The following is a 24,697-nucleotide window of genomic DNA, read 5'->3' as shown; positions in this document are numbered from 1 at the left end:
CGCTCACACATTGGGTGGCCGGAAGAGTTACGCCACCACGCGATAGCACGGCACATACGCCGCGCCGCCCGGCAGTTTCATCCGGTGCTGGGCGACGAAGGCTTTGAGCAGCGCATCGAGCGGTTGCATGATCGCTGCGTCGCCACGGATCTGGTACGGCCCGTGTTCCTCGATCAAGCGGATGCCCTTGTCCTTGACGTTGCCGGCAACGATCCCGGAGAACGCGCGGCGCAGGTTGGCGGCCAGTTCGTGGGGCGGCTGGTCGCGGTGCAGCTTGAGGTTGGCCATGTTCTCGTGGGTCGGATCGAATGGACGCTGGAAGCTTTCGTCGATCTTCAGCAGCCAGTTGAAGTGGAACGCGTCGTTGCGCTCGCGGCGGAACTGTTTCACCGCTTTGAGGCCGGCCGTCATCTGCCGGGCGACTTCGGCCGGGTCGTCGATGATGATCTCGTAGTGCTGTTTGGCCGCATCGCCCAGGGTGGCGGTGACGAAGGCATCGAGTTGTTCCAGGTACGGCGCGGCATGTTTCGGCCCGGTCAGGATTACCGGGAACGGCAGGCCCTGATTGTCCGGATGCATCAGGATACCCAGCAGGTACAGGAACTCTTCGGCGGTGCCGGCGCCGCCCGGGAAAATGATGATGCCGTGGCCGACACGCACGAACGCTTCCAGACGTTTTTCGATGTCCGGCAGGATCACCAGCTCATTGACGATCGGGTTCGGGCGCTTCAGCGGCGATGATCCCCGGCTCGGTCAGGCCAAGGTAGCGCCCACCGTGGATGCGCTGCTTGGCGTGGGCGATGGTCGCGCCCTTCATCGGGCCTTTCATTACACCGGGGCCGCAACCGGTGCAGATGTCGAGGCTGCGCAGGCCCAGTTCGTGGCCGACTTTCTTGGTGTATTTGTATTCTTCGGTGTTGATCGAGTGACCGCCCCAGCACACGACGATTTTCGGCTCGACACCCGGGCGCAAGGTGCGCGCGTTGCGCAGCAGGTGGAACACGTAGTCGCTGATGCCTTGCGAGGTGCTGAGGTCGATGCGTTGGCTGTCGAGTTCGTTTTCGGTGTAGACGATGTCGCGCAGGGCGCTGAACAGCATCTCGCGGGTGCTGGCAATCATTTCGCCGTCGACGAACGCGTCGGCCGGGGCGTTCAGCAGTTCGAGGCGCACGCCGCGATCTTGCTGGTGAATGCGGATTTCGAAGTCCTTGTAGGCTTCGAGGATGGTCTTGGCGTTGTCAACATGCGCGCCGGTGTTGAGGATGGCCAGGGCGCACTGGCGGAAGAGGGTGTAGGTGCTGCCGGATCCGGCTTCGCTCAGTTGCTGCACTTCACGTTGAGAAAGGGTTTCCAGGCTGCCTTTCGGGCTGACCGAGGCGTTGATTACGTGTCGTTGGGTCATGCAATGATCCTTAAAACGATGTCATTCCAATGGCAGGCAAATGGCATCCGAATAGTGTGTATCCATGAATGAAGATGGCACGATCTGCGCTGTACCGCCATGTCCCCGTTGGACGCTGAAAAGATGAAAAGGGCCCCCAGCATAGCTAAATCGTGCGCAGAGGCGATAATGCGCAACGAGTTTTTTCCGTTGCCCTTTTTATCGTTCAAGGAAGTCATGCCTGATGTTCGAGATCCAGCCGATGGACCCAGCAACGTTTCGCCAGCAGACCCGTCGCAGCACGCTGATCATTGCCGTGCTGTTCCTGGTGTTGGCGATGGCGCTTTCGACGGCGGCGGTGGCGCTGTTCGGTGAACCCGGCGGCGATAATCTGCGTTTCAATGTCGGGGGAGTGTTCGTCGCGTTTTCTGCTGACGGCGGCGCTGATGCGCGGGCAGTTCTGGCAGCAGCCGTGGATGGCCCCGGCGGTCTATAGCTGGCGGCTCAAGCGCAGCCTGATGAGTGTGACCAACGTGATGCATCAGGTGACAGCGGCCGTTGAACAAAACGACCCGACGGCGATGAAGGTGCTGCGTTTCTATCATCTGGGGTTGACCCAGATGCACGAACTGGACGGTAACTCCAGCGATCACGCGCAGTTGCAGCGGGAGGTCGCAGCGCACCAGGAGCGGATGCAGGCGCTGGGTCTGGAGGTCGACCAGAAGCGCCTGGATCCGGCCTGGCTGCAAGCCTTGAAACCCGCCGCGCGTTAAAACGGGATGCGGCTGGCGCGGCGCAATTTCCACGCACGGGCCAGACGCCCGTAGACCAGCAGGTTGATCACCAGCACCACGCTGCCCAGTGCCAACTGGATCTGTGGCGTCAGACCTGCGGGGTAGATGATCGGCCACACGTAGTGCTCGATGAAGCCGCCGGCGTATTCGGTCTGGCCGGCGGCGTGGCGCATCAGGTTTTCCCAGTAGGTCAGCGGACAGGTCAGGTGCAACACCTCGACTGCCACGCCCCACGCCACCGCTGGCAGATGCAGCCACATCAGGCGTGGCCATTTGAGCACCAGCAGCCCGCCGAACAGCACGAACAGAATGAATGACAGATGGAACAGCACCAGCCCGTCGGCTGCGATTCGGTACAGCATGTCGTCTCCCTGACACGGTTGTGAAGGCCTCCATGGTACGCCGACAGCGGCGCCCGGGCGTGGCGATTCAGCGCAAGTGCGCAAGATTGTTCAAGCCACGAAGGGGCATTTGCTGGCAGAGTCTGCGACCGTTTCCTCGGTTGAAGAGCGTTATGTCTGACTCACTTATGCCGCGCCGTGCGTTTCTTCGCGGCGCTGCGGCGATCATGCCGTTATCGTTGGCGACGGCGCCGTGGGGGCTGCTCGCCGGCTCCATGGCGATCGAAGCCAATCTCACACCGCTGCAGGGGCAGGGCCTGTCGAGCATTGTGTTCGCGGGCGCCGCGCAACTGGTGGCGATCGGCATGCTCAAGGGCGGTGCCGGGATTTTCTCGATTCTGCTGACCACACTGCTGCTGACCTCGCAGCACCTGTTGTACGGAATGAGCATGCGCTCGGTGATCTCGCCGCTGCCCGGGCGCTGGCGCATCGGTCTGGGCTTTTTGCTCACCGATGAACTGTTTGCCCTGACCAGCCAGCATGACCGCCAGCAGTTCAATCGCTGGTATGCCTTGGGCGTCGGTCTGACGTTCTACATCGCGTGGAACCTGTTCACACTGGCCGGCATCGTCCTGGGCAGCAGTATTCCGGGACTTGAGCATCTGGGCCTGGACTTCTCGATTGCCGCCACTTTCATCGCATTGATCACCCCGGTGGTGCGTAACGTGCCGACCGTGGTTTGCGTGGCGGTGTCGCTGTTCTGCTCGGTGCTGTTCAGCTATTGGCAATGGGGCTCGGCGCTGGTGCTGTCGGGGCTGGCCGGGATGACCGCAGGATTTGTCTGCAACAAGTTGTATCGGGGGCGCACATGATGGTCTGGGCAGTGATTGTCGGCATGGGGATTCTGGTGTTCCTCAACCGCTACGTGTTTCTCGAACCGCGCCTGCCATTGCGTTTGAGCAGCAACGCGCGGCAGTTTCTCGGGTTTGCCGTACCGGGAATGTTGACGGCGATCTGCGGACCAATCGTGTTCATGCCGGACAAACAATTGAATGTGCAGTGGGATAATCCGTATCTGCTGAGTTCGCTGGTTGCGATCGGCTTGGTGCTGTACACCCGCAATACGTTGCTCAGCATGCTTTTAAGCATGGCGTTTTTCTTTTTGTTGCGCTGGTGGTTGTAAGTTGACGGGGAAAAACTGTTCTACGCTTATTGGATGATTATTGTCGACGAGGCGAAGTTCACATGACGACCGAGGAAAAGCGTCCGGATGAAAACCAGGCAGTAGACGACGAAGTGGACGAACCGAGCGAAGAGGAAATCGAGCGCGAGAAACGCAAGGAACAGACGTGGAAGCACGACGATGACAAGGAGCTCACCGGGCCCGACGTGAAATTCTGACAGCCCCATGCAAAAAGCCCCGCAGCAGCGGGGCTTTTTGTTGTTTCACAGGTCTTCCAGGTGCGGGAAGTCCGGATGTGACGCCCGATAGCCCAAAGTCTTGTCGATCCACGCATTGAGCTCATTGACCATCACCGGTGGGTGGCCGGGATAGCCTTCGAGCGTGGTGCGCAGAATACGTTCGATGTCCGGCACTGAACGCAGGTTTCGGGTCTTGATGTAGTGGCCGATAAAACAGTCGAGTTGAAAGCGTTCTGTCATGGACAGATAAATACACTCCAGGCCGTTGGCCTGTTTGATTGCAAAATCGTCGCGCAACTTAGTTCTCTGCAAGGCTTGGTAAAAGTTGTAGGGGATTCCTGGTTTGTTGACTCTTTGGTCAACTGGTATGCCAATTGGAAATGCGGCGCGCATGCTATCCGTAGTGCATCTAAATGTATGTATGACGGTTGAAATGTCAGACAAGCGGTTAAATCGCTCAAACGACTGTTTTTTTGAGGCTGTTTCAGCAATGAAACACCAGCTGTAAAGATCGAGTGTCACCTGTAATCACCTGCGGCAGCTCCTACAGGGTAAACGCGTGAGATCACGGATCTTTAAGCCACTTCTTCAATCAGCCCGGCGCCCTGATTGCGCGAATTGCCGACCGCTTTGCCGACTTTGTGCCAGGCAAAGGCCTCGCTGGCTTCACCTTCGAACAGCAGCATCTGTTCGGCACGTTCCGCCGGTGTTGCCGGGTCGAGCCACTCGGCAGCCAGCTCCGGGCGGAACACCACTGGTCGGCGATCATGGATATCGAGCAGGCCGCCGACACTGTCGGCGGTGATGATCACGAAACCATCGTCGTCCCGGGCGTCGTTGCCGGGTGTCGGAAACTGGCCGATGGCCGCACAGAACACCGGCCCGTGATCGGCACGCCGGATCAGCCACGGCTGTCGGGTATTATCCGGGCCGTCGACCCATTCGAACCAGTTGTCGACCGGCACGATCAACCGATGACGCCAGATCGCCCGGAAGAAGGGGCCATGGGCGACTTTTTCTACGCGGGCGTTGATCGGCGCCGCGCGGTCCCTGGCCCAGTGCGGACGCCAGCCCCAGCGCAGGTTGTCGGCATACAGGCGTTGATCATATTGATGAAGAATGGCAAGAGACGTGGTCGGCGCCGCGTTGTAGTGTTCCAGCGCGGCGTCGCCGACGTGATTGATCAGCGCATCGGGAATGCTCAGCACCGCGACAAAGTCGTGAATGCCACGGTACTGCGAGAGTCTTCCGCACATGCGCTGAATCTCCGGTTGCACGCTTTCAGCTTAGTTGGCTCTGGCCAATCAATCCTGCGCCGCCTGACCGGTGAACGTGTCGCGCCAGACCAGCCAGCGACGCTCCAGCAGCGCGAGCACACCATCGCTGAGTTTGCCAAGCACGGCGAGCACGATGATCGCTGCCAGCACGATGTCCCGGTCGCGAGGTCTCGCGGCCGTCGCTGAGCAGATAACCGAGGCCTTTGGTCGCGGCGATCAGCTCGGCGGCCACCAGAAACATCCACGCCAGACTCATGCCGCTGCGCAGCCCGGTGAACAGGCCGGGCAGGGCGGCCGGCAACAGAATCCGCCGTACCAGTTGCAGGCGGCTGAAGCCATAGATGCGCCCGACCTCGACCAGTTTGCGATCGATGTTGCGAATCGCCGCGACCACGTTGACGTACACCGGAAAGAACGCGCCGATGGCGATCAGCACGATCTTCGAGGTTTCATCGATGCCCAGCCACAGCAGCAACAGCGGCACCCAGGCCAGACTCGGAATCGAACGCAGCGCGGCGAACGTCGGTTCCAGATACGCCTCGGCCTCACGACTGAGGCCGACCCAGGCGGCGAACACCAGTGCCAGGCTGGCGCCAATTGCAAACCCGAGCAACACGCGGATCAGGCTGGCGCCGATGTGTTTCCACAGCGCGCCTTCGGCGAGGTCGGTGAGGGTCAGGGCGATCTCGCTGGGGGCCGGCATTTGGTAGGACGGCAGCCAGCCGAGACGCACGATGAACTCCAGGACGACTACGATCAGCAGCGGCAGGGCCAGACCTTTCAGGCGCCGTCGCCATGTCGGGTTGAGGGATGACGCTCGCGGCCTCGACAAGCGCCGAGGAGGAGCGGGCAGTTCATTACTGCGAGTGGTCATACGTGGGCTCCGCTCACAGCGAATCCGCAGCGGACGCGGATGGGCTGTGAGTCTGGTCGGTTACTGGCGGGCGACGGCTTGCTGCACACCACTGTCGAGCAACTGATCGATGACTTGATCGACATTCACCCCACGCCGCACCAGTTCCTCGGACACCAGAATCGGTGCCGCCGCCTTGGACGCCTGCACGTCGTCGGCGGTCAGTTGCGGGCTGCTTAAGTCGGTGCGCGACAACTGCAGTCTGGCCACGTCCAGCGGCAGGCCGGACTCTTTGGCCAGCAACGCGGCAAACTCCTCGGGATTTTTCAGCGCCCATTCGCGCGCCTGCTCGTAGGCTTTGATCACCGTATCGATGGTGTGCGGATGCTCCTTGGCGTACTGCTCGGTGACGCTGACCACGCCATAACTGTTGAACGCCGGGTTGCGGTACAGCAGACGCGAACCGGCCTGCACCTGACTGGCGGCCATGTGCGGATCGAGTCCGGCCCAGGCGTCGACATCGCCTTTTTCCAGCGCGGTGCGCCCGTCCGGATGTTGCAGGTGCACCAGTTCCACGTCGTCTTTTTTCAGCCCGGCCTGTTGCAGGCTGCGCAGGGTGAACAGGTAGGGATCCGTGCCTTTGGTGGCGGCGATTTTCTTGCCTTTGAGGTCGGCGACGCTCTGGTACGGCGAATCCTTGCGCACCACCAGCGCAGTCCATTCGGCGCGGCTGTAAACATAGACCGATTTGATCGGGCTGCCGTTGGCGCGGCTCAGCACTGCAGCAAGGCTGGCGCTGGAGGCGAAATCGACGCCGCCGCTGTTCAGATATTCCAGCGAACGGTTACTGCCCTGGCTGAGCACCCAACTGACTTTGGTCTGCGGCAGGGCTTTTTCGAGGAAGCCAAAATGCTTGAGCACCAGGCTGACCGGTGAGTAGTAGGCGTAGTCCAGATGAACTTCGGCGGGTGCCGTTTCGGTGGCATGAGCCAGCGGTTGCAGGCTTAGCGCCATGGCGCCGGCAACCAGCAGCGTTTTGAGGCGGAAAAACGGGAAGAAGGATGTCATGGCGGCGCTCCGGCAAAGGCACTGTTTTTATGTCCAAAAATATATTTTTAGTGGCTGCTTCCTGCATGAATGGAATATTGCAGGCTCTGTGCCATGTGCGTATCAGCCAATGTTTACGGGGTTTTCGCCGGGTTTGACGGCTTTCAACTGTTGCTGGGACAACACGCTGGTATCGCACTGTTGCGCAGCGAACAGTGGGCATTCGGTGTGCTGAGCTTATGCATTAATCGAATTTAAGAAGCGCCGATCAAGAGCGTTATCGTCTATGGAAAATCCCATTGCAGGACCCGCCATGAAGCTCTCCAAATTCTTGCGTATCACACTGATTGCTGGACTGTTCAGCGCACCGCTTTCCTACGCCGCCGAGTCGTTGGTCCTGCACGTCGGTGATCAGAACTACTACAACATCCGCGCCTCCATCGAGGCCTCCGGCGTGTTGAAAGACGCGCCGTACAGCGTCGACTGGAAACATTTCCAGGCCGCTGCACCACTGGCCGAGGCGTTGCAGACCGGCTCGCTGGATCTGGGCTTTCTCGGTGATTCGGGTTTTCTGTTTCTCGCTGCCAAACAGGCGCCGGTGAAGCTGATCGGTGTGTCGCGGCAGAACCCGGACACCATCGCCTTGCTGGTGCCGAAAGATTCGCCGGTGAAAACCATCGCTGATCTGAAGGGTAAAAAAAGTCGCCTACTGGCCTGGCGCGTGGAGCCAGCAACTGACCTTGCGCGCCCTGGAGCAGGGCGGTCTGCCGGAAAATTACGTCGACTTCGTCAAGTTGATGCCGATTGATGCGGCAGCGGCATTGCCACAGGGCAGCATCGACGCGTTCCCGGTGTGGGAACCGTACATCTCCCAGCAAATCGTGTTCTCCGGTGCGCGGCCGATTCTCACCGCGAAAAACCTGATGCCGGGCCTCAGCGCGATTGCCGCGTCGGCGCCGTCGATCGATAGCAAACGTGCCGCGATTGCCGATTTTCTCGGGCGTTTGAAACGGGCGCGGGCCTGGGTCGACAGCCACACCGATGAATATGCGGATCTGTGGGCGAAGAAGGCCAATCTCGATCAGCAGGTGTCGCGGCACTGGTTGCGCCAGGCGCACATGAGCGTCGGGCCGGTGGATCGACAGGCCGCCGCCGACCTGCAAAGCACTGCCGACTTTCTGTTCAAGGTCAAGGCCTTGCCGGCGCCGCTGGCCACTGCCGGGATCATCGACACCTCGTTTCAACAGGCATTGGCGGACTGAGCGAGCGCTGGAACCAAAGCCTGTGTACCCTATCCAACGCTAGCTCGAATAGCCGGGCACAGGGATGGATCAGGGCGAGGGAGTTTTGCCGGACGACAACAGGACCGCAACGGTCAGGCGCAAGGCAAAACATGAAATACGCGTTCAATCTTCTCTGTGCAGCGGCCATCGCGTTCGGGCTGGCCGGCTGCATTGCCGCGCCGATCGAAATGACCGCGCAGACCGAAACCCGGCTCAAGGCCCAGGCGCCGGTACGGTTTCTGCTGACGTTCGATGACGGCCCCAGCGCTTCAAGTTTGTGGAACCCGTCGGCGACGGTGCTCGACAGCCTCAAGGACAACCCGGTGCAACCGGACATCAAAGCGGTGTTCTTCGTCCAGACCCGCGCGCCCCGCGCCGGCGACAGTGAGATTGGCCGCGGCATCATGCGACGCGAATACGCCGAAGGGCACATCCTCGGATTCCACACCGCCACCCATTGGCACACCAACCATCGCTCGCTTGATCCGCAAGAGCTGGAGCAGTCGCTGAGCAACGGCACCGCGGATATCGCCGCGATCACCGGCGCTGCGCCGATCCTGCTGCGTCCGCCCTTCTGGAATTATGACAAGCGCACGTTCGCCGCCTATCAGCAACACGGTCTGCATGTGTTGCTGACCGATTTGAGCGCCAATGACGGCAAGATCTGGGGCTTCAACGCCAGCCCCCGACGTCGGGCGAATATGCTGCGCCAGCTATCGGAAGTCCGCGAGCGCATTGCCCGCGGCGAATTACCAACCGTGGACGGCGTCATTCCGGTGGTGGTGACCTTTCATGACCTCAACCGTTACACCGCGCGACATACTCGCGAATACCTGCAGATCCTCCTCGACAGCGCCGCTGCCACGGGCGTAAGGCTGGCGGACAAAGCGTTCTACGACGATCACGCGGCGCTGCAGAAAGCGGCGCTGGCGCGAACGGTTCAGCAAAGTTCGCAGCCGGTGCAGTTGCCGGGCATCTGGAACTGGATCTGGGACCACGACGCGCACTGAGGCGGGGTCAAATATGTGAGCGGGTTGGCAATTGCCGGGGCGGCAGGTTGCTGGCGGCTCATCTATGCTCATCGGGTCGACCGACTCAACGCCTGTGAGGCGTGTACCCATGTTAGCCATTGCCGACATCTGCCGGATTGTCGAGTCCGGCTTTCCGTCGCTTGAATGCGAATGCACACAAGTGGAGCAGGGACTGCTGCGGATCAAGGTTTATGAGCCTGACTCCGGGCGAGTCGAGTTGTTGCTCAATGGGGTTTCGCCGGAACATCTGGTGACAATCCGCGATCTTTCCAACTTCATCGGCGAATTGCGCACGGAAATCAGCGCCGGGCGCCGGGCGTTTGCCGGTTGAAACCTCACAAGCGCCGTTGAAATGCCTGCACGATGCGCAAGGTCGCTTCGCTGGTGGGCAGGTTCTGCACGGCGTCCAGCGGATGCCAGATGCATTCGACGATTTCGTTTTGCGGGCGCAACTGTTCAAGGTCGAGCACCGAAGCCTCGTAGACATGATGCTGGGTGCTGCCGCTGTGCAGTTCCATCAGATACAACATGTGTTCGGCATCCAGTGCCGTTTCTTCCAGCAGCTCGCGCGTCGCCGCCCCGGCTCTGGTTTCCCCAGGCTCGACTTTGCCGCCGGGCAATGTCCAGCGACAGCGGGGTTTGCGGACCAGGAGAACGTGGCGATCCTGCTCGCAAATGACGGTTGCGCGTACTTTCATCTGTTACCTGTTTGTTGCGTGTCACATAAATGAAATAAAACTGCAATATTCGAGCCGGGCCGGGAATCAAAGGTTCCGTCAAGGTTTTGAGCGTGTGGCGAGGCGGAAAGTGCCAGCGCCTTGGCACAAGACTGTCGCGACACCCGGTCGGCACATCCGTGGCAACAGGGTGTAAGGTAAAAACGCAGAGCTGAAACCACCGTCAGCAAAAAGGAGGTACCCATGAGCATTCCTGTTCTGAACGAAATGCACATGAACGGCTACGACGTACTCAGCGTGAACAACGGTCCATGGCGGGTTTGTACCCAAGGCGACCGGCTGGCATCGTTTGGTAGCAGAGAGGAAGCGCTGGCCTATGCCGCTGCGTTGCCGGGTTACAGACAACGCTCGGTGCGAGCGCGAAGTCACACTGCAAATTGAAGCAAATGTAACGAAAGAGCCCCGGTGATGACCGGGGCTTTTATTGAGGGCAGGGGGATCAGTGAACCTTGATCCGGCTGATGGAGCGCGTTTTCACTTCCTTGGCATAGGACTGCAAGCGTTCTTCATCACTTTGCAGCACCTCACAAGACCTCAGCACCGCTTGGGCATCCGCTTCATTGCCGCTCTTGCGCAGCTGTTCGGCGATGCGCTTGAGGTCGACTGCCGACCATCTCAGATCCGATGCAACGGCTTGCAGGTCGCGTTGAAGTTCGTGTTCGTATTCATTGAGCCGCATGATCACCTCCGGAACATTCTCGGTAAAACAGAGTAGCCGCATTTTTCAGCGATGATGCGCAGCTCGTCTGCCACCGGGCTGGATGCATGTAAATATTTGTCCAATCCCCCTTGTGGGCGAGGCGTCGCGCTGGATGTACATCCGGTTACACGTTACATTCGCTTTTTTTTCAAAACAGGGAAACACCATGCGGATATGGATCGGGAGTCTGGCGTTGGCATTGCTGGCGGGTTGCTCATTGCCAGCATCGCTGGTTCCGGGCGAGCCGAATCTCAGCAAGACCACCACCAAGGCGCCTAAAGACTATGCCGCGTGCTTGTTGCCGTTGTGGCAGCAGGACATTCCGAAAACCACACAGACCGCGATTTCCAATGGTTACCGGATCACGGCACCGAGCATCGTCACCGCCGACGAGATTCTTGACATCATCAAGTACAAGGACGGCAGCCGGGTTTCCCTGTATCAGGGACCGCCCTGGGCCAAGTCCGGGTCGTTGCGCAAATCGGTGCGTGACTGCCTGTAAAACACGGCCTCAGCTGCAAAAAACGCCGCCAGAAAAGCAGAAACCGGAGCAACGGTTTCTGCTTTTTTGCTTTGTGAATTTGCGAAACGCGTTGTGACAGATCGGCACGAGGCATTTGCCAGTGTGCGCTAGGCTTTTGAGTGCCGCCCGGTAACCAGTGGGCATGCCTTTCAAGGAGCCACGGATCATGGATGATCTGGTCAAAGAAGTTATTCCGTTGTTGCAGTATCTGATTCCCGGATTTGTCTCGACCTGGATTTTCTACACGCTCACTTCATTCAAACGGCCTGATACGTTTGGGCAGATTGTGCAGGCGTTGATTTTTACGTTTGTGATTCATGGGGTGGTGTTGGGGATCGGCGCTATTGGGCTATGGATAGGCTCGAAAGGCTTTTCTGTAGGGAAATGGGATGGCAAAGCCCAAGCTTTGTGGGCGTTTATGGTTTCAATGGGGCTCGGCTTGTTGTCGTGTGCTTTGGCTTCGAATGACAAATTGCACAAATGGTTACGAAGTAAAAATGTAAACGAATAAAAAACTCTTATCCGAGCGAGTGGTACAGCACCTTTGCGCGTCACAATAGGCTGGTAACGCTGCATTTGACCGATGAAAGGCGATTGTTCGGCTGGCCCGTCGAGTGGCCTTCCGGCCCATTGGAGGGGCAGTTCATCATGCTGAATCCAGGCTGGCTGGGTGAGGATGGCGTGGCGTTGCCTTTTGGCGCCGAATTATTAGTGATAGATTCCTCGAAAGTTCAGTGGGTCGAATTCAGTGCTGTCGAAGAGGTTTCATCATGAGCGCAAAAGAGCCTACTCCCATGCCGCCTGGCGTCAGGCGCCTCTTTTATGGCCCGGACGGCAAGCTGCTGGCCAAGCCCCTCGTCAAAGGGCCGAGTGCGCCGCCACCGCTAAAACGCCAGTACCGGGATTGACCAAGCGCCGCTCATTGAGCGGCGTTTCGTTATGTTTGGTATTAATTTCCGGTCAGAGCGTATCCACCAACCAGTCCCTGAACGCTTTCAGTGACGGTAACGCCTCATTGCGCGGCGGATACACCAGGTAATAGCTGCGCCGGCTGGTGATCGGCTCCCCCAATTGCAGCAGCTCGCCGTTGAGCAATTCATCCTCCACCAGAATCCGTGGCACCAGCCCCACGCCGATATTCGCCCGTACCGCCTGAATCAAGTGCGAGGTCATTTCAAAGCTCGGGCCGATGCGCATGCTGCGGTGTGGCAAACCATGATGGGTGAACCATTCCGCCCACGCCTGGGCATTGCTGCTGACATTGAGCAGCAACTGCCCGGCGATGTGTTGTTCGGCGTCGTCGCGTTCGGCCGGCGACAACTGCGCGCTGGCGATCACCACCAGTTCCTCAGTGTGCAGTGCCAGGGCGCTGAGCCCCGGCCATTCACCGCCGCCGACACAGATCGCGGCGTCGATTTCGCTGGTGTCGAAGTCGATTGCTTCAATGCGCGAATGCAAGTGCACGGTCATGCCCGGGTGCGCGGTGTAGAAGTCCTTGAGTCGCGGCAGCAGCCATTTCGAGCCGAAGGTCGGCAGCGTCGCCAGACGCAAACTGTGAATGCCCGAACCGAACGCCATGGCCTGCAATGTCGCGCTGCGGATCTGCCCGAGGGCTTCAGCGAGTTCGCGCTGATACATGCGCCCGACATCGGTGAGCACCACTTGTCGGCCTTCGCGGCTGAACAGGCGCATGCCGAGCATCTTTTCCAGAATCTGCACCTGACGGCTGACCGCGCTTTGCGTCAGCGACAGTTCGTGGGCGGCGCGGGTGTAGCTTTCATGGCGTGCAGCGGCCTCGAAGGCCAGCAATAACGACATGGAAGGGGTGAGGGTTCGCGGATTCATTCGTTTTAGTCATGGATTACGGGTCGATTTTACGTTTGTTCCGAAGGCACCAAGCAATGAACATAAGCACCATGAGATGGCGGGAGCGTGACGTAATCATTCATTGCGCACAACTGTTCACCGCCACACGGCCCGATTTTGACCGAGATTTCCCGACCGATGATTGCCCAGCTGGCGCCCGCCGCCGCATTGACCACGGATTACCAACAGTTCCTCAAAGCCCTGAAAGCCAGTGGCTTTCGTGGTGAGATCAGTGCCGATTACGCCAGCCGCGTAGTGCTTGCCACCGACAACTCGATCTATCAGCGCCTGCCGCAAGCGGCGGTGTTTCCGATGGATGCCGAGGATGTGGCACGGGTCGCGCGATTGATCGCCGAACCGGCTTATCAGCAAGTGGTGATCACCCCGCGCGGCGGTGGCACTGGCACCAACGGTCAGTCGCTGACCGATGGCATTGTCGTCGACCTGTCGCGGCACATGAACCGCATCTTGGAAATCAACGTCGAGCAGCGCTGGGTACGGGTGCAGGCCGGGGTGGTCAAGGATCAGCTCAACGCCGCACTGAAATCCGCCGGGCTGTTTTTCGCCCCGGAGCTGTCGACCTCCAACCGCGCCACTGTTGGTGGCATGATCAACACCGACGCCAGCGGCCAGGGCAGTTGCACCTACGGCAAGACCCGCGACCACGTACTGGAACTCGACATGATTCTGCGCGGCGGTGAACGCCTGCACGGTGCAGCGCTGGCGGAAGGCGACCTGACAGCGTTGTGTGCCCGTCAAGACCGGGTCGGTGAAGTCTATCGCTGTGCGCGGCAGATCATTGATGAGCAAGGCGAGTTGATCAAGCAACGCTTCCCTGATCTCAACCGCTGCCTGACCGGCTACGACCTGGCGCACCTGCGCGAGGCCGACAATCGTTTCAACCTCAACAGCGTGCTGTGCGGCGCCGAAGGCTCGCTGGGGTTTGTGGTCGAGGCGAAGCTCAACGTTCTGCCGATCCCCAAACACACGATGCTGGTGAACATTCGCTACGCCGGCTTCATGGATGCGTTGCGCGATGCCCGGGCGCTGATGGCGCTCAAGCCGCTGTCGATTGAAACCGTGGATTCCAAAGTGCTGCTGCTGGCGATGCAGGACATCGTCTGGCACGGCGTCGCCGAATATTTCCCGGAAAGCGCCGAGCGGCCGACACTGGGGATCAACCTGGTGGAGTTCTGCGGCGACGATCCTGAAGACCTGCAACGCCGGGTCGAAGCCTTTCTCGAACACTTGAGCAGCGACACCACCGTCGAACGCCTCGGCCATACGCTGGCGGTCGGCCAAGCGGCGGTGAACAAGGTCTATGGCATGCGCAAACGCGCCGTCGGCCTGCTCGGCAACGTTGCCGGCGAAGCGCGGCCGCAGCCGTTTGTCGAGGACACCGCAGTGCCACCGCAGCACCTGGCCGAATACATCGCTGAACTGCGTGAACTGCTCGACAGCCACGGTTTGCAGTACGGCATGTTCGGCCATGTCGATGCCGGCGTGCTGCATGTGCGGCCGATTCTCGACATGAAGGATCCGCTGCAAGCGGCGTTGGTGCGTCCGGTGTCCGACGGTGTCGCTGCGCTGACCCAGCGCTACGGCGGCCTGTTGTGGGGTGAACACGGCAAAGGTCTGCGCTCGGAATACGCGCCGGCATTTTTCGGTGAGCTGTACCCGGCGTTGCAGGCACTCAAAGCCGCGTTCGACCCGTTCAACCAGTTCAACCCGGGCAAGATCGCCACGCCGGCCAACACCCACGCGCAGCTGTTGAAGATCGACGAAGTGACCCTGCGCGGCGAACTCGACCGGCAGATCGACGAAAAGGTCTGGCAAAGCTACGGCGCAGCCATGCATTGCAACGGCAATGGCGCTTGCTACAACTTCGATCCCGACGACGCTATGTGTCCGTCGTGGAAGGCTACCCGCGAGCGTGCGCAATCGCCCAAGGGCCGCGCGTCGTTGATCCGCGAATGGCTGCGCTTGCAGGGCGAGGCGGGGGTGGATGTGCTGTCCGATGCGATTCGTCGTCCGGCGTTTTTCCGCAACCTGTGGACCCGTTGGCGCAACAGCCGTGGGCAGAGTGCAGACTTTTCCCATGAAGTGTATGACGCCATGGCCGGCTGCCTGGCGTGCAAATCCTGCGCGGGGCAGTGCCCGGTCAAGGTCAATGTGCCGGAGTTTCGTTCGCAGTTTCTGGAGCTGTATCACAGCCGATATCTGCGCCCGGCGCGGGATTATCTGATTGCTTCGCTGGAGTACAGCATTCCGTACATGGCGCGGATTCCGGCGCTGTACAACGGTTTGATGGGCGCTGCGTTCGTGCGCCAACAGTTGGAGCGCTTGGTGGCATGGTTGATGTGCCGTTGCTCAGCCGCTTTGATTTTCACGCTGCGCTGCGTCGCTGGAAGGTGCAGCCAGCGACGGTCTCGACACTGTCGGCGCTGACCCCGGCCCAGCGCGAGCGCAGTGTGGTGTTGGTGCAGGATGCCTTCACTCGTTACTTCGAGGCGCCGCTGCTGGCGGATCTGCTGGAACTGATTTCGCGGCTGGGCTATCAGGTGTATCTGGCGCCGTTCAGTGCCAACGGCAAGCCGCTGCATGTGCAGGGCTTCCTGTCAGCGTTCAACCGTGCAGCATTGCGCAATGCCCGACAACTGCGTGAGCTGGCCGATATCGGCGTGCCGTTGTTGGGGCTGGATCCGGCCATGACGCTGGTCTATCGCCAGGAATACCAGAAAGTGCCCGGCATGCTGGAGTGCCCGGAAGTTGCACTGGTGCAAGAGTGGTTGCTCAAGGTGATGCCGGAGCAGCCTGGCGCCGACGCGCCGCAGTCATTCCGGCTGCTGGCGCACTGCACCGAGAAAACCAACGCGCCGGCCTCCACTCGCCAGTGGGAACAGGTCTTCGAACGGGCCGGGTTGAAACTGGCGACGCAGGCGACCGGTTGCTGCGGGATGTCCGGCACCTATGGCCATGAAGCGCGCAACCGTGAAACCTCGGCGGTGATCTACGAGCAATCGTGGGCGCGGCAGGTCGAGGCACCGGCGGAGCAAGGCGAAGCACTGGCCACCGGTTATTCGTGCCGCAGTCAGGTCAAGCGCCAGTCGGATCGGGCGCTGCGCCATCCGTTGCAGGTGCTGCTTGAGGTGGTACGTCGCTGAGCGGTTCGTCGTCCGGGGCGTTGTCCCAGATCAGTCGCGGATCGAAGCTCATCGCCGAAAACATGGTGAACACCACCACCATGCCGAAAAACAGGATGCCCGGGCGGGGTTCGATATCGCCCAGCGCCTGGAACTTCACCAGCGCCGCGACCAGTGCGACCACCAGCACGTCGAGCATTGACCAGTAGCCGATCAGCTCGACGAATCGGTACAGCTTGGAGCGCTCGCGGCGCGCCCAGCCGCTGTTGCGCTGCACGGTGATCAGCAGCAGCGACAGGGCAACGAACTTGATCCCAGGCACCGCGATGCTGGCGATGAAAATGATCAGCGCAATGTCCCACGCGCCACCCTCCCAGAACTCCAGCACGCCGCTCATGATCGTGCTGTCGGCGCCGTTGCCGAGCATCACCGTGTTCATCACCGGCAGCAGGTTGGCCGGCACGTAAAACGCCAGCGCGGCAAACAGATAGGCCCAGGTGCGCGTCAGGGAATTGGTCTTGCGCCGATGCAGCGGTGCATCGCAGCGCGGGCATTCGTGCGGTTCATCGGTCATGTCGCAGGCCAGCCCGCAGCTGTGGCACAGGCACAGATTCAATTCGCTGGCGGTCGCCGGTCGCTTCATAAAATGTCCCACAGATCACGAATGTCGCGGCCGGCAATGCGGATCATCATCAGACTCAGCACCGCCAGGGCGAACAGGCCGATGCCCGGCAACACATCCAGCAGTCCGGCGAGTTTGAACACCGCCACCATCGCCCCCAGCAGACACACTTCGAGCATGCTCCACGGGCGCAGGGTTTCCAGCCAGCGCATGCACAGCTTGAATCCTGGTGCCCGCCGTGAAGACAGTGCGTAACTCAACACCCAGATCAACAGCACCAGTTGAAAGGCCGGGGCGATGATGATCGAAATCGCCGCGACCATCGCCATGAACGTGATCGGCCCCTGACTCAACGCCAGCACCGAATCCCACAGCGTCGCGCTGTTCTTCAGGCCCTTCATGCTGATGCTCATCACCGGGTAGAAATTGGCGAACAGCCACAGCATGGCGGCGGTGAACGTCAAGGCCAGCCGCTGTTCGACGGTCAGGCCGTTATAACGCTGCAGCACGCCGCCACAACGCACGCAGAGGGTTTTCTGGTGTTTGCCGAGCACGACTTTTTCATACACGCAATCGCAATGCTCGCAGATGATCAGGTGTTCGGTTGAAGTCATGGGCAACGCTCGACAGCTGGCGCAAAGGGCAGGGGGCGCCTGATCACTATAGAAGCCTGACGTGATTGGGCAAATGTCGATTGGCTTGGGAATCGACTTTTTATGTTATAGAGTAACGCGCTTTGATTCACCGACTCGATGGCGAAATGTCCATGACGATTACCTGTGCTCGCTCCAACCTGCCGCCGACCGGTCGCTTGCTGTCCATTGATGCCTTGAGAGGTCTGGTGATCCTGTTCATGTTGCTGGATCACGTGCGTGAGACGTTCCTGTTGCATCGTCAGGTGTCCGATCCGATGGACATCGCCAGCACTGAGCCGGCGTTGTTTTTCAGTCGCACCCTGGCGCATCTGTGCGCACCGGTGTTCGTGTTGCTGACCGGGCTGTCTGCGTGGCTGTTCGGTGAAAAGTACGCGGGCAAGGCCGATGTCAGCGCCTTCCTGTTCAAGCGGGGGCTGTTTCTGGTGCTGCTGGAATTCACCTTGGTGAACGTCGCGTGGACGTTTCAGTTGCCGCCGAGCGTGATCTATCTGCAGGTGATCTGGGCGATTGGCCTGAGCATGATCGCACTGTCGCTGCTGGTCTGGTTGCCGCGCTGGCTGTTGCTGACGCTGAGCCTGGCGATCATTGCCGGGCATAACCTGCTTGATGGGCTGCATTTCGCGCCGGAGTCGGCACTGCATGTGCCATGGGCGATTCTGCATGACCGGGGCTGGATCGAGGTCGGGGATAGTCTGCGCTTGCGCACTTCGTACCCGCTGTTGCCGTGGATCGGCGTGATCGGTCTGGGTTATGCGCTGGGCCCGTGGTTCGCCCGCGGGGCTGATGCCTGGAGCCGTCAGCAGGCTCTGTTACTGGGCGGTATCGCCGGTCTGCTGGGCTTCTTCGGGCTGCGGCTGATCAACGCTTATGGCGAAAAGCCTTGGGCGGTTGAAGACACGACCGTGCAAACGCTGATGGCGTTTTTCAACATCACCAAGTACCCGCCATCGCTGCTGTTCATCACCCTGACGGTGAGCATCGGATTGCTGTTATTGCGGGTGTTCGAACGGCAGCAGACGCGCCGCTGGATTCGCTGGCTGACGGTTTTCGGTTCGGCGCCGATGTTCTTCTATCTGCTGCACCTGTACGTGCTGAAGGTGCTTTACCTGATGGCGCTGGCGCTGTTCGGACTGAATCAGGGCAGCCATTTCGGATTCGACTCGGTGCCGGCAATCTGGCTGGTGTCGGTGCTGTTGGCGGTGGCTCTGTACCCCGCGGTGCATTGGTTTTCCGTGTTGAAATCGCGGCGCCGTGATATCGCCTGGCTGAAGTATCTGTAAGCCCTGGGGTCATTGCGCTCGCGCAATCAACGCACGACGTAAAACCCTGTAGGAGCTGTCGAGTGAAACGAGGCTGCGATCTTTTGATTTTGATCTGGAAAATCAAAATCAAGAGATCGCAGCGTGCCGAAGCTCCTACAGGGGGCGGTGTTATTTACGATCCAGCCACACCGTCTGCGCGTTGCAGAACTCACGCACGCCGAAGTGCGAGAGCTCGCGACCGAAACCGCTTTTCTTCACGCCGCCGAAGGTCACGCGCGGGTCGCTGGCGGAGTAGCCGTTGATGAACACGCCGCCGGTGTCCAGTTCGCTGGTCAGTTGCTGGGCCAGTTGCACGTTGGCGGTGTAGATCGTGGCGGTCAGGCCAAAGTCGCTGTCGTTGGCCAGAGCCACGGCGTGGGCGCAATCGCGGGCGGTGATGATCGACGCGACCGGGCCGAACAGCTCTTGTTTGAACGAGGTCATGCGGTCGGTGACATCGGCCAGCACGGTCGGCTCGTAGTAGTTGCCCGGGCCTTGGGCCTTGCCACCGCCGAGCAGCAGGGTCGCGCCTTCTTCGAGGGTGTCGCGCACTTGCTGGTCGAGTTCGTCACGCAGATCGAAACGTGCCATCGGGCCGATATAGGTGTCAGCGGACAGCGGATCGCCTACTTTCAGTTGACGCGTGGCCTCGACGAATTTGCGGGTGAATGCCTCGACCACGCCTTCTTCAATGATCAGACGCTTGGCCGCTGCGCAAACCTGACCGGAGTTCTGGTAGCGACCGATGACGGCAGCCTGTACGGCCTCATCCAGATCAGCATCATTGAGCACGATGAACGGGTCGGAACCGCCCAGTTCCAGCACGCATTTTTTCAGTGCGGCACCGGCCTGAGCGCCGATGGTCATGCCGGCGCGCACGCTACCGGTCAGGGTCACGGCGGCGATGCGCGGGTCGGCGATGGCGGTCGAAACGCCTTCGGGAGTGACGTTGATCACTTCAAACACGCCGTCCGCGAAGCCGGCGTTCTTGAAGGCATCGCGCAGCAGGTAGGCGCTGCCCATCACGTTCGGCGCATGTTTGAGCACGTAAGTATTGCCGGCGATCAGCGCCGGTACCGCGCCGCGCAGCACTTGCCAGATCGGGAAGTTCCACGGCATCACCGCGAGGATCGGGCCCAGCGGACGGTACTCGATTCGCGCTTTGCCACCCTCGACCTGAGTCGGTTCGGCGCTGAGCATGGCCGGACCGTTTTCGGCGTACCACTCGCAGAGCTTGGCGCACTTTTCGATTTCGCCACGGGCCTGGGCGATGGGCTTGCCCATTTCCTGGGTGATCATGGTTGCCATGGCTTCGGCGCTGTCGCGCAGGGCGCCGGCGAGGGGCGGTCAGGGCGCGGGAGCGATCCTGCAGCGGCTTGCGTTTCCACTTCGAGAAACCGAATGCGGCGCGGGTCAGCGCGGCGTCGAGGGCTTCGGCGGATTCAAAGGCGTAGTGACCGATCTGTTCGCCGGTGGCGGGGTTGATCGAGATGGCGTGGGTCTGGCTGGAAATCTGGCTCATGGCTGGCTCCTGCGAGTTCAGTGGACGGGCCTAGAGTAGGGTGGCGTTTGTTTTCTTGAAACTGAATAATAAAGATCGATTCTTTCACGATTGGAGAATGACTGTGGATCTGGTGCAACTGGAAATCTTCAAAGCCGTTGCCGAGCACGGCAGCATCAGTGCGGCGGCGGCGCAGATACATCGCGTGCCGTCGAACCTGACCACGCGGATCAAACAGCTGGAGCAAGACCTGGGTGTCGACCTGTTCATTCGCGAGAAAAGCCGTCTGCGCCTGTCGCCGGCTGGCTGGAGTTTTCTCGAATATGCACGGCGCATTCTCGATCTGGTGCAGGAAGCACGGGCCACGGTCGCGGGAGAAGAACCGCAGGGCGCGTTTCCTCTTGGCTCGCTGGAAAGCACCGCCGCAGTGCGGATTCCTGAACTGCTCGCGGCGTACAACCAGTTGCATCCCAAGGTCGATCTGGACCTGTCCACCGGCCCGTCCGGAACGATGATCGATGGCGTGCTGGCCGGGCGCTTGGCGGCGGCGTTCGTCGATGGCCCGGTGCTGCACCCGGCGCTGGAAGGCGTGCCGGCGTTCGAAGAGGAAATGGTCGTCATCGCACCGCTCAATCACGCCCCGGTGCAGCGTGCGGCGGATGTGAATGGCGAAAACATTTACGCGTTCCGCTCCAACTGTTCCTACCGGCACCACTTCGAAAAATGGTTCAGTACCGACGCCGCTGTGCCGGGCAAGATCTTCGAGATGGAGTCGTATCACGGCATGCTCGCCTGCGTCAGCGCCGGTGCCGGGTTGGCGCTGATGCCGCGCAAAATGTTGCAGAGCATGCCCGGCAGCGCGACGGTCAGCGTCTGGCCGCTGGCGGCGGATTTTCGCTACTTGACCACTTGGCTGGTGTGGCGCCGGGGTACGGTGTCGCGCAGTTTGAGCATGTTTGTACGTTTGCTGGAGGAGCGCGGCGTGGTGCGTGCAGAAGAGTAATTGACACGTTGTGTCATGGCTGTATCTTGATCGGCGTTTCGCAATATAAAAAACTATACAGCGTAGCCATGAGGAACGAGCAAATGAGTGCAGCCCTGAGCGGTAAAGAAGCAGTCGGTGAGCGGTTTGTGCTGGAAACCATGCGTCATGCGCAGGACCTGACCTGGCAGGCCGTCGATGCCATCGCCCAGGTGATCAAGCCAGGCATGCGCGAATCCGCAGCCCAGGAGCAGGGCAAGCAGATCCTCGCCGGACTGGGCATGGACCGCATCTGGCATCCGCTGCTGATCCGCTTTGGCGCCAACACCCTGAAGACCTTCAAGCAACGCTCCGATGGCGATCCGGTGCTGGGGGGAAAACGACATTTTCTTCATCGACATGGGCGTGGTCTGGCAGGGGCACGAAGGCGATGCCGGCGAGACCTTCACCACTGGCTCCGATCCGGAAATGATCGCCTGCGCGGCGGCGTCCAAGGAGTTGTTCAAGCATGTCGAGGCACTCTGGCGCCAGGGCGTGAGCGGTGTCGAGTTGTATCGCTACGCCAGCGATCAGGCTGAAGCCATGGGCTGGAAACTCAATCTCGACATCAAGGGCCACCGCGTCAGCGACTTCCCTCACGCGATTTACAAAGGCGGCAATCTCGGTGATTTCGACCAGGCGCCGAATGCCGGTGTGTGGATTCTGGAAATCCAGATTGCCCACCCGCAGCGCCCGTTCGGCGCGTTTTATGAAGATCTGCTGATTTGATCGTCACGGCGTACCGTTCCTGCCATACAGGCGAAAGCCTTCGCGTTGGCTCAGACGCTCGTAATACGCCCTGACGGCGGCATAGTCCGGATGTGCGAGCGGCGTTTCGAACCAGCGGTTGACCGACAGCCCAATGGGGATATCGGCAAGGGAAAACTGTTCGCCACTGACATAGGCGCCAGTCTTCTGTAATTGCTGATCGAGGATGCCCATGGTCTTCGACCACTGTTCGACGCCGTTGGCCAACGCGCTGCGGTCCTGGTGATCCACTGACTTACGCACCAGCGACAGGAACGCATACGACCACGAACGGTTCAGCTCCGACGCCTGCCAGTCGATCCACTGATCGACCCGCGCGCGAGTTCGCGGCGCGGTGGGGTAGAGGCCTGCACCGCCATAGGTGTTGGCCAGATAACGAATGATGGTGTTCGATTCCCACAACGTGAAATCGCCCGTCCTCAATCACCGGCACCATGGCACAGGGGTTGAGGGCGAGAAACTCCGGGGTGTCGGTGGGTTTGAAGCCTGAGCCCCAATCCTCACGTTCGAACGGGATCTGCAGTTCGGCGCAGGTCCACAGCACTTTGCGCACGTTGATCGATGACGCCTTGCCCAGAATTCGCAGCATGAGTTTTCCCTTTCTCGTGGTTACCTGGAGACGCTCAACAAATACCACACCACAACGCAGAAGGCCCGCACAGCAGCGGGCCTTCTTTTTGCCGCGAATCAAATTCAGAGACTGCCTACCAGTTTGCCGCCGGTCATCCGCCGCCGGTAGGCGCTGTCACGATTGGCCAGCCAGAAGTACAACGGCGAGGTCACCAGCAGCCCCACCAGCCACGACAGATCCGCGCCGTTGATATGCGCCGACACCGGGCCGACGTACAGCGGGGTGTTCATGAACGGGATCTGCACCGCAATGCCGATTGCGTAGGCCAGCAGCGCCTGCGGGTTGTAGCGTCCGTAGATGCCGCCGTCGACCTGAAAGATCGACTGGATGTCGTACTGGCCCTTGTGGATGGCGTAGAAGTCGATCAGGTTGATCGCGGTCCACGGCACCAGGACCACCAGCAGCACCAGCACCATGTCGACGAAGTGCCCGATGAAGTCCTTCGAGGCGCCGACGGCGGCGAAGCAGCAGGCCAGCAGCACGATGATCGAGATCACCGCACGGCTCTTGGCGGTCGGAATCCAGCGGTAGGCGAAGGTCTGCACCAGGGTAATCAGCGACAGCACGGCGCCGTACAGGTTGAGGGCGTTGTGGCTGATCACGCTGAGCAGGAACAGCACCAGCATCAGCGGACCAATCGAGCCGGTGGCAAGTTTGACCGCATCCATGGTGTCCATGCCCACGGGCGTTGCCAGCACGGCAACGGCACCGAAGATGAACGCCAGGCTCGAGCCGAGCGCCGAACCCAGATAGGTGGTCCAGAATGTCGACGAGACTTTCACGTCCGCCGGCAAGTAACGCGAGTAGTCGGACACGTACGGGGCAAACGCGATCTGCCACAGCGCGGCGAGCGACACGGTGGCAAGCCAGCCGGAGAGGTTGAAGCTGCCGCGGGTGAGGAAGTCGTCGGTTTGAATATGGGTGAAGATGTAGCCGAAACCGACGACGATGCCGATCCCCAGCACCCAGGTACCGATGCGGTTGAGCACGTGGATGAAGCGGTAACCGATGATGCCGATGATCCCCGAACCGAGGGCGCCGATGACGATGCCGACCGGCACCGGCACGCTATCGACCACGCCGTGCAGCGACTTGCCGGCCAGCACAATGTTGGAGGCGAAGAAGCCGATGTACATGACGCCGGCAATCAGCACCACCAGCAGCGCGCCGAGCGAGCCGAACTGCGCGCGGCTCTGGATCATCTGCGGAATGCCCATCTGCGGGCCTTGCGCCGAGTGCAGTGCCATCAGCACGCCGCCGACCAGGTGACCGACCAGAATCGCGACGATGCCCCAGACCAGATTCAAGTGGAACAACTGCACGCCCAGCGCGCCGGTGACGATGGGCAACGGCGCGATGTTGCCGCCGAACCACAGCGTGAACAGATCCCTGACCTTTCCGTGGCGATCTTCGGGGGGCACGTATCCTATCGTGTGTTTTTCAATGAGCGGGGCGGACGTTGTTGCAGAGGTGGACATGACGAACTCCAAGGCAAGGATGAGTACGTGGACGTACTTCGATAAGCGCCGACACGGATGGCGCATTTCTTGTTGAAGCGATCATGTGCAAAGGCCCGGGATAGATAAATTAGTAAGTTTGTTGCTTCAGACCTTAAAAAATATATGCCGCGTGTAATGCGTAGCTCCGGTATGTTCAGGCTTCACTCTGTTCTGGATTTACACAGTTTTGTGGTGAGGGGATTTATCCCAGATGGGCTGCGAAGCGGCCCCTCTTTTGACTTTAGAAACAGGGGCCGCTTCGCGCCCCATCGGGGATAAATCCCCTCACCCACAGAACCC

19 protein-coding genes and 9 pseudogenes are annotated in these 24,697 nt (G+C 60.3%); 14 read left to right on the top strand and 14 right to left on the bottom strand.

Annotation, left to right across the window (positions count from 1 at the left end; genetic code table 11):
- Positions 1 to 27: 27 nt before the first annotated feature.
- Positions 28 to 1,402 (bottom strand): annotated as a pseudogene (gene ppnN, locus HT737_RS04485) (nucleotide 5'-monophosphate nucleosidase PpnN).
- Positions 1,403 to 1,625: 223 nt separating this feature from the next.
- On the opposite strand from ppnN, the pseudogene HT737_RS04480 reads away from it, so the two are divergent.
- A pseudogene (locus HT737_RS04480) lies at positions 1,626 to 2,154 on the top strand (DUF3087 domain-containing protein).
- Here HT737_RS04480 and HT737_RS04475 read toward each other — a convergent pair.
- The gene (locus tag HT737_RS04475; RefSeq protein WP_182401617.1) at positions 2,151 to 2,537 is read right to left on the bottom strand and encodes a DUF2784 domain-containing protein; all 387 of its coding nucleotides are present in this window, start codon (positions 2,535 to 2,537) and stop codon (positions 2,151 to 2,153) included. The pseudogene HT737_RS04480 and the gene HT737_RS04475 sit on opposite strands and share 4 nt — an antisense overlap.
- 152 nt (positions 2,538 to 2,689) lie before the next feature.
- Between HT737_RS04475 and HT737_RS04470 the strand changes: the two genes are divergently transcribed.
- From HT737_RS04470 to HT737_RS04460, 3 genes are all read left to right on the top strand, one after another.
- Positions 2,690 to 3,388 carry an AzlC family ABC transporter permease gene (locus HT737_RS04470; RefSeq protein ID WP_027612977.1) on the top strand — a complete coding sequence of 233 codons (699 nt, stop codon included), beginning with the start codon at positions 2,690 to 2,692 and terminating at the stop codon, positions 3,386 to 3,388.
- A complete protein-coding gene (locus HT737_RS04465; protein ID WP_177327894.1) occupies positions 3,388 to 3,699 on the top strand; it encodes an AzlD domain-containing protein in 312 nt (103 codons plus the stop codon). The genes HT737_RS04470 and HT737_RS04465 overlap by 1 nt, the downstream gene beginning before the upstream one ends.
- A gap of 62 nt (positions 3,700 to 3,761) precedes the next feature.
- Positions 3,762 to 3,917: a hypothetical protein gene (locus tag HT737_RS04460; RefSeq protein ID WP_182401615.1), complete on the top strand. Its 156-nt coding sequence runs from the start codon at positions 3,762 to 3,764 to the stop codon at positions 3,915 to 3,917.
- Between the two features lie 45 nt (positions 3,918 to 3,962).
- Here HT737_RS04460 and HT737_RS04455 read toward each other — a convergent pair whose 3' ends face one another.
- From HT737_RS04455 to HT737_RS04440, 4 genes and pseudogenes are all read right to left on the bottom strand, one after another.
- Complete coding sequence (locus tag HT737_RS04455) at positions 3,963 to 4,235, bottom strand: hypothetical protein (protein WP_047294946.1); 273 nt, start codon at positions 4,233 to 4,235, stop codon at positions 3,963 to 3,965.
- 278 nt (positions 4,236 to 4,513) lie between these two features.
- Entirely contained in the window at positions 4,514 to 5,194 is a 681-nt protein-coding gene (locus HT737_RS04450; RefSeq protein ID WP_095666868.1) for an SOS response-associated peptidase, read from the bottom strand.
- 48 nt (positions 5,195 to 5,242) lie between these two features.
- Positions 5,243 to 6,089 (bottom strand): annotated as a pseudogene (locus tag HT737_RS04445) (ABC transporter permease).
- 60 nt (positions 6,090 to 6,149) lie between these two features.
- Positions 6,150 to 7,136 (bottom strand): aliphatic sulfonate ABC transporter substrate-binding protein, encoded by a 987-nt coding sequence (locus tag HT737_RS04440; RefSeq protein ID WP_182401613.1) that lies wholly within the window; start codon positions 7,134 to 7,136, stop codon positions 6,150 to 6,152.
- 292 nt (positions 7,137 to 7,428) lie between these two features.
- Here HT737_RS04440 and HT737_RS04435 point away from each other — a divergent pair.
- The 3 genes and pseudogenes from HT737_RS04435 (at position 7,429) to HT737_RS04425 (ending at position 9,760) form a co-directional block, all read left to right on the top strand.
- Positions 7,429 to 8,377 (top strand): annotated as a pseudogene (locus HT737_RS04435) (ABC transporter substrate-binding protein).
- Positions 8,378 to 8,508: 131 nt separating this feature from the next.
- The gene (locus tag HT737_RS04430; protein WP_182401611.1) at positions 8,509 to 9,408 is read left to right on the top strand and encodes a polysaccharide deacetylase family protein; all 900 of its coding nucleotides are present in this window, start codon (positions 8,509 to 8,511) and stop codon (positions 9,406 to 9,408) included.
- Between the two features lie 109 nt (positions 9,409 to 9,517).
- Positions 9,518 to 9,760, top strand: coding sequence for a DUF1652 domain-containing protein (locus tag HT737_RS04425; RefSeq protein ID WP_041062828.1), 243 nt, complete (start codon positions 9,518 to 9,520; stop codon positions 9,758 to 9,760).
- Between the two features lie 4 nt (positions 9,761 to 9,764).
- On the opposite strand, the gene HT737_RS04420 is transcribed toward HT737_RS04425, so the two are convergent.
- Entirely contained in the window at positions 9,765 to 10,127 is a 363-nt protein-coding gene (locus HT737_RS04420; RefSeq protein WP_182401609.1) for an NUDIX hydrolase, read from the bottom strand.
- 222 nt (positions 10,128 to 10,349) lie between these two features.
- On the opposite strand from HT737_RS04420, the gene HT737_RS04415 reads away from it, so the two are divergent.
- Complete coding sequence (locus HT737_RS04415; protein ID WP_182401607.1) at positions 10,350 to 10,547, top strand: DUF2188 domain-containing protein; 198 nt, start codon at positions 10,350 to 10,352, stop codon at positions 10,545 to 10,547.
- 58 nt (positions 10,548 to 10,605) lie between these two features.
- Here HT737_RS04415 and HT737_RS04410 read toward each other — a convergent pair whose 3' ends face one another.
- Positions 10,606 to 10,845: a hypothetical protein gene (locus tag HT737_RS04410; RefSeq protein WP_041062819.1), complete on the bottom strand. Its 240-nt coding sequence runs from the start codon at positions 10,843 to 10,845 to the stop codon at positions 10,606 to 10,608.
- A 187-nt stretch (positions 10,846 to 11,032) separates the two neighbouring features.
- On the opposite strand from HT737_RS04410, the gene HT737_RS04405 reads away from it, so the two are divergent.
- Both HT737_RS04405 and HT737_RS04400 read left to right on the top strand, forming a co-directional pair.
- On the top strand, positions 11,033 to 11,368 hold the full coding sequence (locus tag HT737_RS04405) for a hypothetical protein (RefSeq protein ID WP_041062809.1): 336 nt from the start codon (positions 11,033 to 11,035) through the stop codon (positions 11,366 to 11,368).
- A gap of 187 nt (positions 11,369 to 11,555) precedes the next feature.
- Positions 11,556 to 12,163: pseudogene (locus HT737_RS04400) on the top strand (DUF6338 family protein).
- A gap of 186 nt (positions 12,164 to 12,349) precedes the next feature.
- On the opposite strand, the gene HT737_RS04395 reads toward HT737_RS04400, so the two are convergent.
- Positions 12,350 to 13,234, bottom strand: a complete 885-nt coding sequence (locus tag HT737_RS04395) for a LysR substrate-binding domain-containing protein (RefSeq protein WP_182401605.1) — start codon at positions 13,232 to 13,234, stop codon at positions 12,350 to 12,352.
- A gap of 159 nt (positions 13,235 to 13,393) precedes the next feature.
- Here HT737_RS04395 and HT737_RS04390 point away from each other — a divergent pair.
- Positions 13,394 to 16,419 (top strand): annotated as a pseudogene (locus tag HT737_RS04390) (FAD-binding and (Fe-S)-binding domain-containing protein).
- Here the strand turns inward: HT737_RS04390 and HT737_RS04385 are convergent.
- Both HT737_RS04385 and HT737_RS04380 read right to left on the bottom strand, forming a co-directional pair.
- Complete coding sequence (locus tag HT737_RS04385; protein ID WP_182401603.1) at positions 16,352 to 17,041, bottom strand: paraquat-inducible protein A; 690 nt, start codon at positions 17,039 to 17,041, stop codon at positions 16,352 to 16,354. The pseudogene HT737_RS04390 and the gene HT737_RS04385 sit on opposite strands and share 68 nt — an antisense overlap.
- Complete coding sequence (locus HT737_RS04380) at positions 17,038 to 17,634, bottom strand: paraquat-inducible protein A (RefSeq protein WP_041062800.1); 597 nt, start codon at positions 17,632 to 17,634, stop codon at positions 17,038 to 17,040. Before HT737_RS04380 ends, HT737_RS04385 begins: the two co-directional genes overlap by 4 nt.
- Positions 17,635 to 17,786: 152 nt before the next feature.
- On the opposite strand from HT737_RS04380, the gene HT737_RS04375 reads away from it, so the two are divergent.
- Positions 17,787 to 18,956 (top strand): DUF1624 domain-containing protein, encoded by a 1,170-nt coding sequence (locus HT737_RS04375; protein ID WP_182401601.1) that lies wholly within the window; start codon positions 17,787 to 17,789, stop codon positions 18,954 to 18,956.
- A gap of 150 nt (positions 18,957 to 19,106) precedes the next feature.
- On the opposite strand, the pseudogene HT737_RS04370 reads toward HT737_RS04375, so the two are convergent.
- A pseudogene (locus tag HT737_RS04370) lies at positions 19,107 to 20,499 on the bottom strand (aldehyde dehydrogenase family protein).
- Positions 20,500 to 20,602: 103 nt separating this feature from the next.
- Between HT737_RS04370 and HT737_RS04365 the strand changes: the two are divergent.
- Together HT737_RS04365 and HT737_RS04360 are read left to right on the top strand one after the other, a co-directional pair.
- On the top strand, positions 20,603 to 21,481 hold the full coding sequence (locus tag HT737_RS04365; RefSeq protein WP_182401626.1) for a LysR family transcriptional regulator: 879 nt from the start codon (positions 20,603 to 20,605) through the stop codon (positions 21,479 to 21,481).
- 83 nt (positions 21,482 to 21,564) lie between these two features.
- Positions 21,565 to 22,228, top strand: a pseudogene (locus HT737_RS04360) (M24 family metallopeptidase).
- A gap of 3 nt (positions 22,229 to 22,231) precedes the next feature.
- Here the strand turns inward: HT737_RS04360 and HT737_RS04355 are convergent.
- Both HT737_RS04355 and HT737_RS04350 read right to left on the bottom strand, forming a co-directional pair.
- A pseudogene (locus HT737_RS04355) lies at positions 22,232 to 22,856 on the bottom strand (glutathione S-transferase family protein).
- 104 nt (positions 22,857 to 22,960) lie between these two features.
- Positions 22,961 to 24,376 (bottom strand): cytosine permease, encoded by a 1,416-nt coding sequence (locus HT737_RS04350; RefSeq protein WP_182401599.1) that lies wholly within the window; start codon positions 24,374 to 24,376, stop codon positions 22,961 to 22,963.
- Positions 24,377 to 24,697 lie beyond the last annotated feature (321 nt).

This window comes from Pseudomonas sp. MD195_PC81_125, assembly GCF_014060985.1.
Classification (GTDB): domain Bacteria; phylum Pseudomonadota; class Gammaproteobacteria; order Pseudomonadales; family Pseudomonadaceae; genus Aquipseudomonas; species Aquipseudomonas parakoreensis.
Note: the sequence above shows the minus strand (reverse complement) of the source record. Positions and strands in the feature narration are given on the sequence as shown.

What these genes read in the sequence shown, in the direction of transcription:
- HT737_RS04475 (WP_182401617.1), bottom strand. Translation starts at nt 2,537, where the DNA reads ATGCTGTACCGAATCGCAGCCGACGGGCTGGTGCTGTTCCATCTGTCA.
- HT737_RS04470 (WP_027612977.1), top strand. Translation starts at nt 2,690, where the DNA reads ATGTCTGACTCACTTATGCCGCGCCGTGCGTTTCTTCGCGGCGCTGCG.
- HT737_RS04465 (WP_177327894.1), top strand. Translation starts at nt 3,388, where the DNA reads ATGGTCTGGGCAGTGATTGTCGGCATGGGGATTCTGGTGTTCCTCAAC.
- HT737_RS04460 (WP_182401615.1), top strand. Translation starts at nt 3,762, where the DNA reads ATGACGACCGAGGAAAAGCGTCCGGATGAAAACCAGGCAGTAGACGAC.
- HT737_RS04450 (WP_095666868.1), bottom strand. Translation starts at nt 5,194, where the DNA reads ATGTGCGGAAGACTCTCGCAGTACCGTGGCATTCACGACTTTGTCGCG.
- HT737_RS04440 (WP_182401613.1), bottom strand. Translation starts at nt 7,136, where the DNA reads ATGACATCCTTCTTCCCGTTTTTCCGCCTCAAAACGCTGCTGGTTGCC.
- HT737_RS04430 (WP_182401611.1), top strand. Translation starts at nt 8,509, where the DNA reads ATGAAATACGCGTTCAATCTTCTCTGTGCAGCGGCCATCGCGTTCGGG.
- HT737_RS04425 (WP_041062828.1), top strand. Translation starts at nt 9,518, where the DNA reads ATGTTAGCCATTGCCGACATCTGCCGGATTGTCGAGTCCGGCTTTCCG.
- HT737_RS04420 (WP_182401609.1), bottom strand. Translation starts at nt 10,127, where the DNA reads ATGAAAGTACGCGCAACCGTCATTTGCGAGCAGGATCGCCACGTTCTC.
- HT737_RS04415 (WP_182401607.1), top strand. Translation starts at nt 10,350, where the DNA reads ATGAGCATTCCTGTTCTGAACGAAATGCACATGAACGGCTACGACGTA.
- HT737_RS04410 (WP_041062819.1), bottom strand. Translation starts at nt 10,845, where the DNA reads ATGCGGCTCAATGAATACGAACACGAACTTCAACGCGACCTGCAAGCC.
- HT737_RS04405 (WP_041062809.1), top strand. Translation starts at nt 11,033, where the DNA reads ATGCGGATATGGATCGGGAGTCTGGCGTTGGCATTGCTGGCGGGTTGC.
- HT737_RS04395 (WP_182401605.1), bottom strand. Translation starts at nt 13,234, where the DNA reads ATGAATCCGCGAACCCTCACCCCTTCCATGTCGTTATTGCTGGCCTTC.
- HT737_RS04385 (WP_182401603.1), bottom strand. Translation starts at nt 17,041, where the DNA reads ATGAAGCGACCGGCGACCGCCAGCGAATTGAATCTGTGCCTGTGCCAC.
- HT737_RS04380 (WP_041062800.1), bottom strand. Translation starts at nt 17,634, where the DNA reads ATGACTTCAACCGAACACCTGATCATCTGCGAGCATTGCGATTGCGTG.
- HT737_RS04375 (WP_182401601.1), top strand. Translation starts at nt 17,787, where the DNA reads ATGACGATTACCTGTGCTCGCTCCAACCTGCCGCCGACCGGTCGCTTG.
- HT737_RS04350 (WP_182401599.1), bottom strand. Translation starts at nt 24,376, where the DNA reads ATGTCCACCTCTGCAACAACGTCCGCCCCGCTCATTGAAAAACACACG.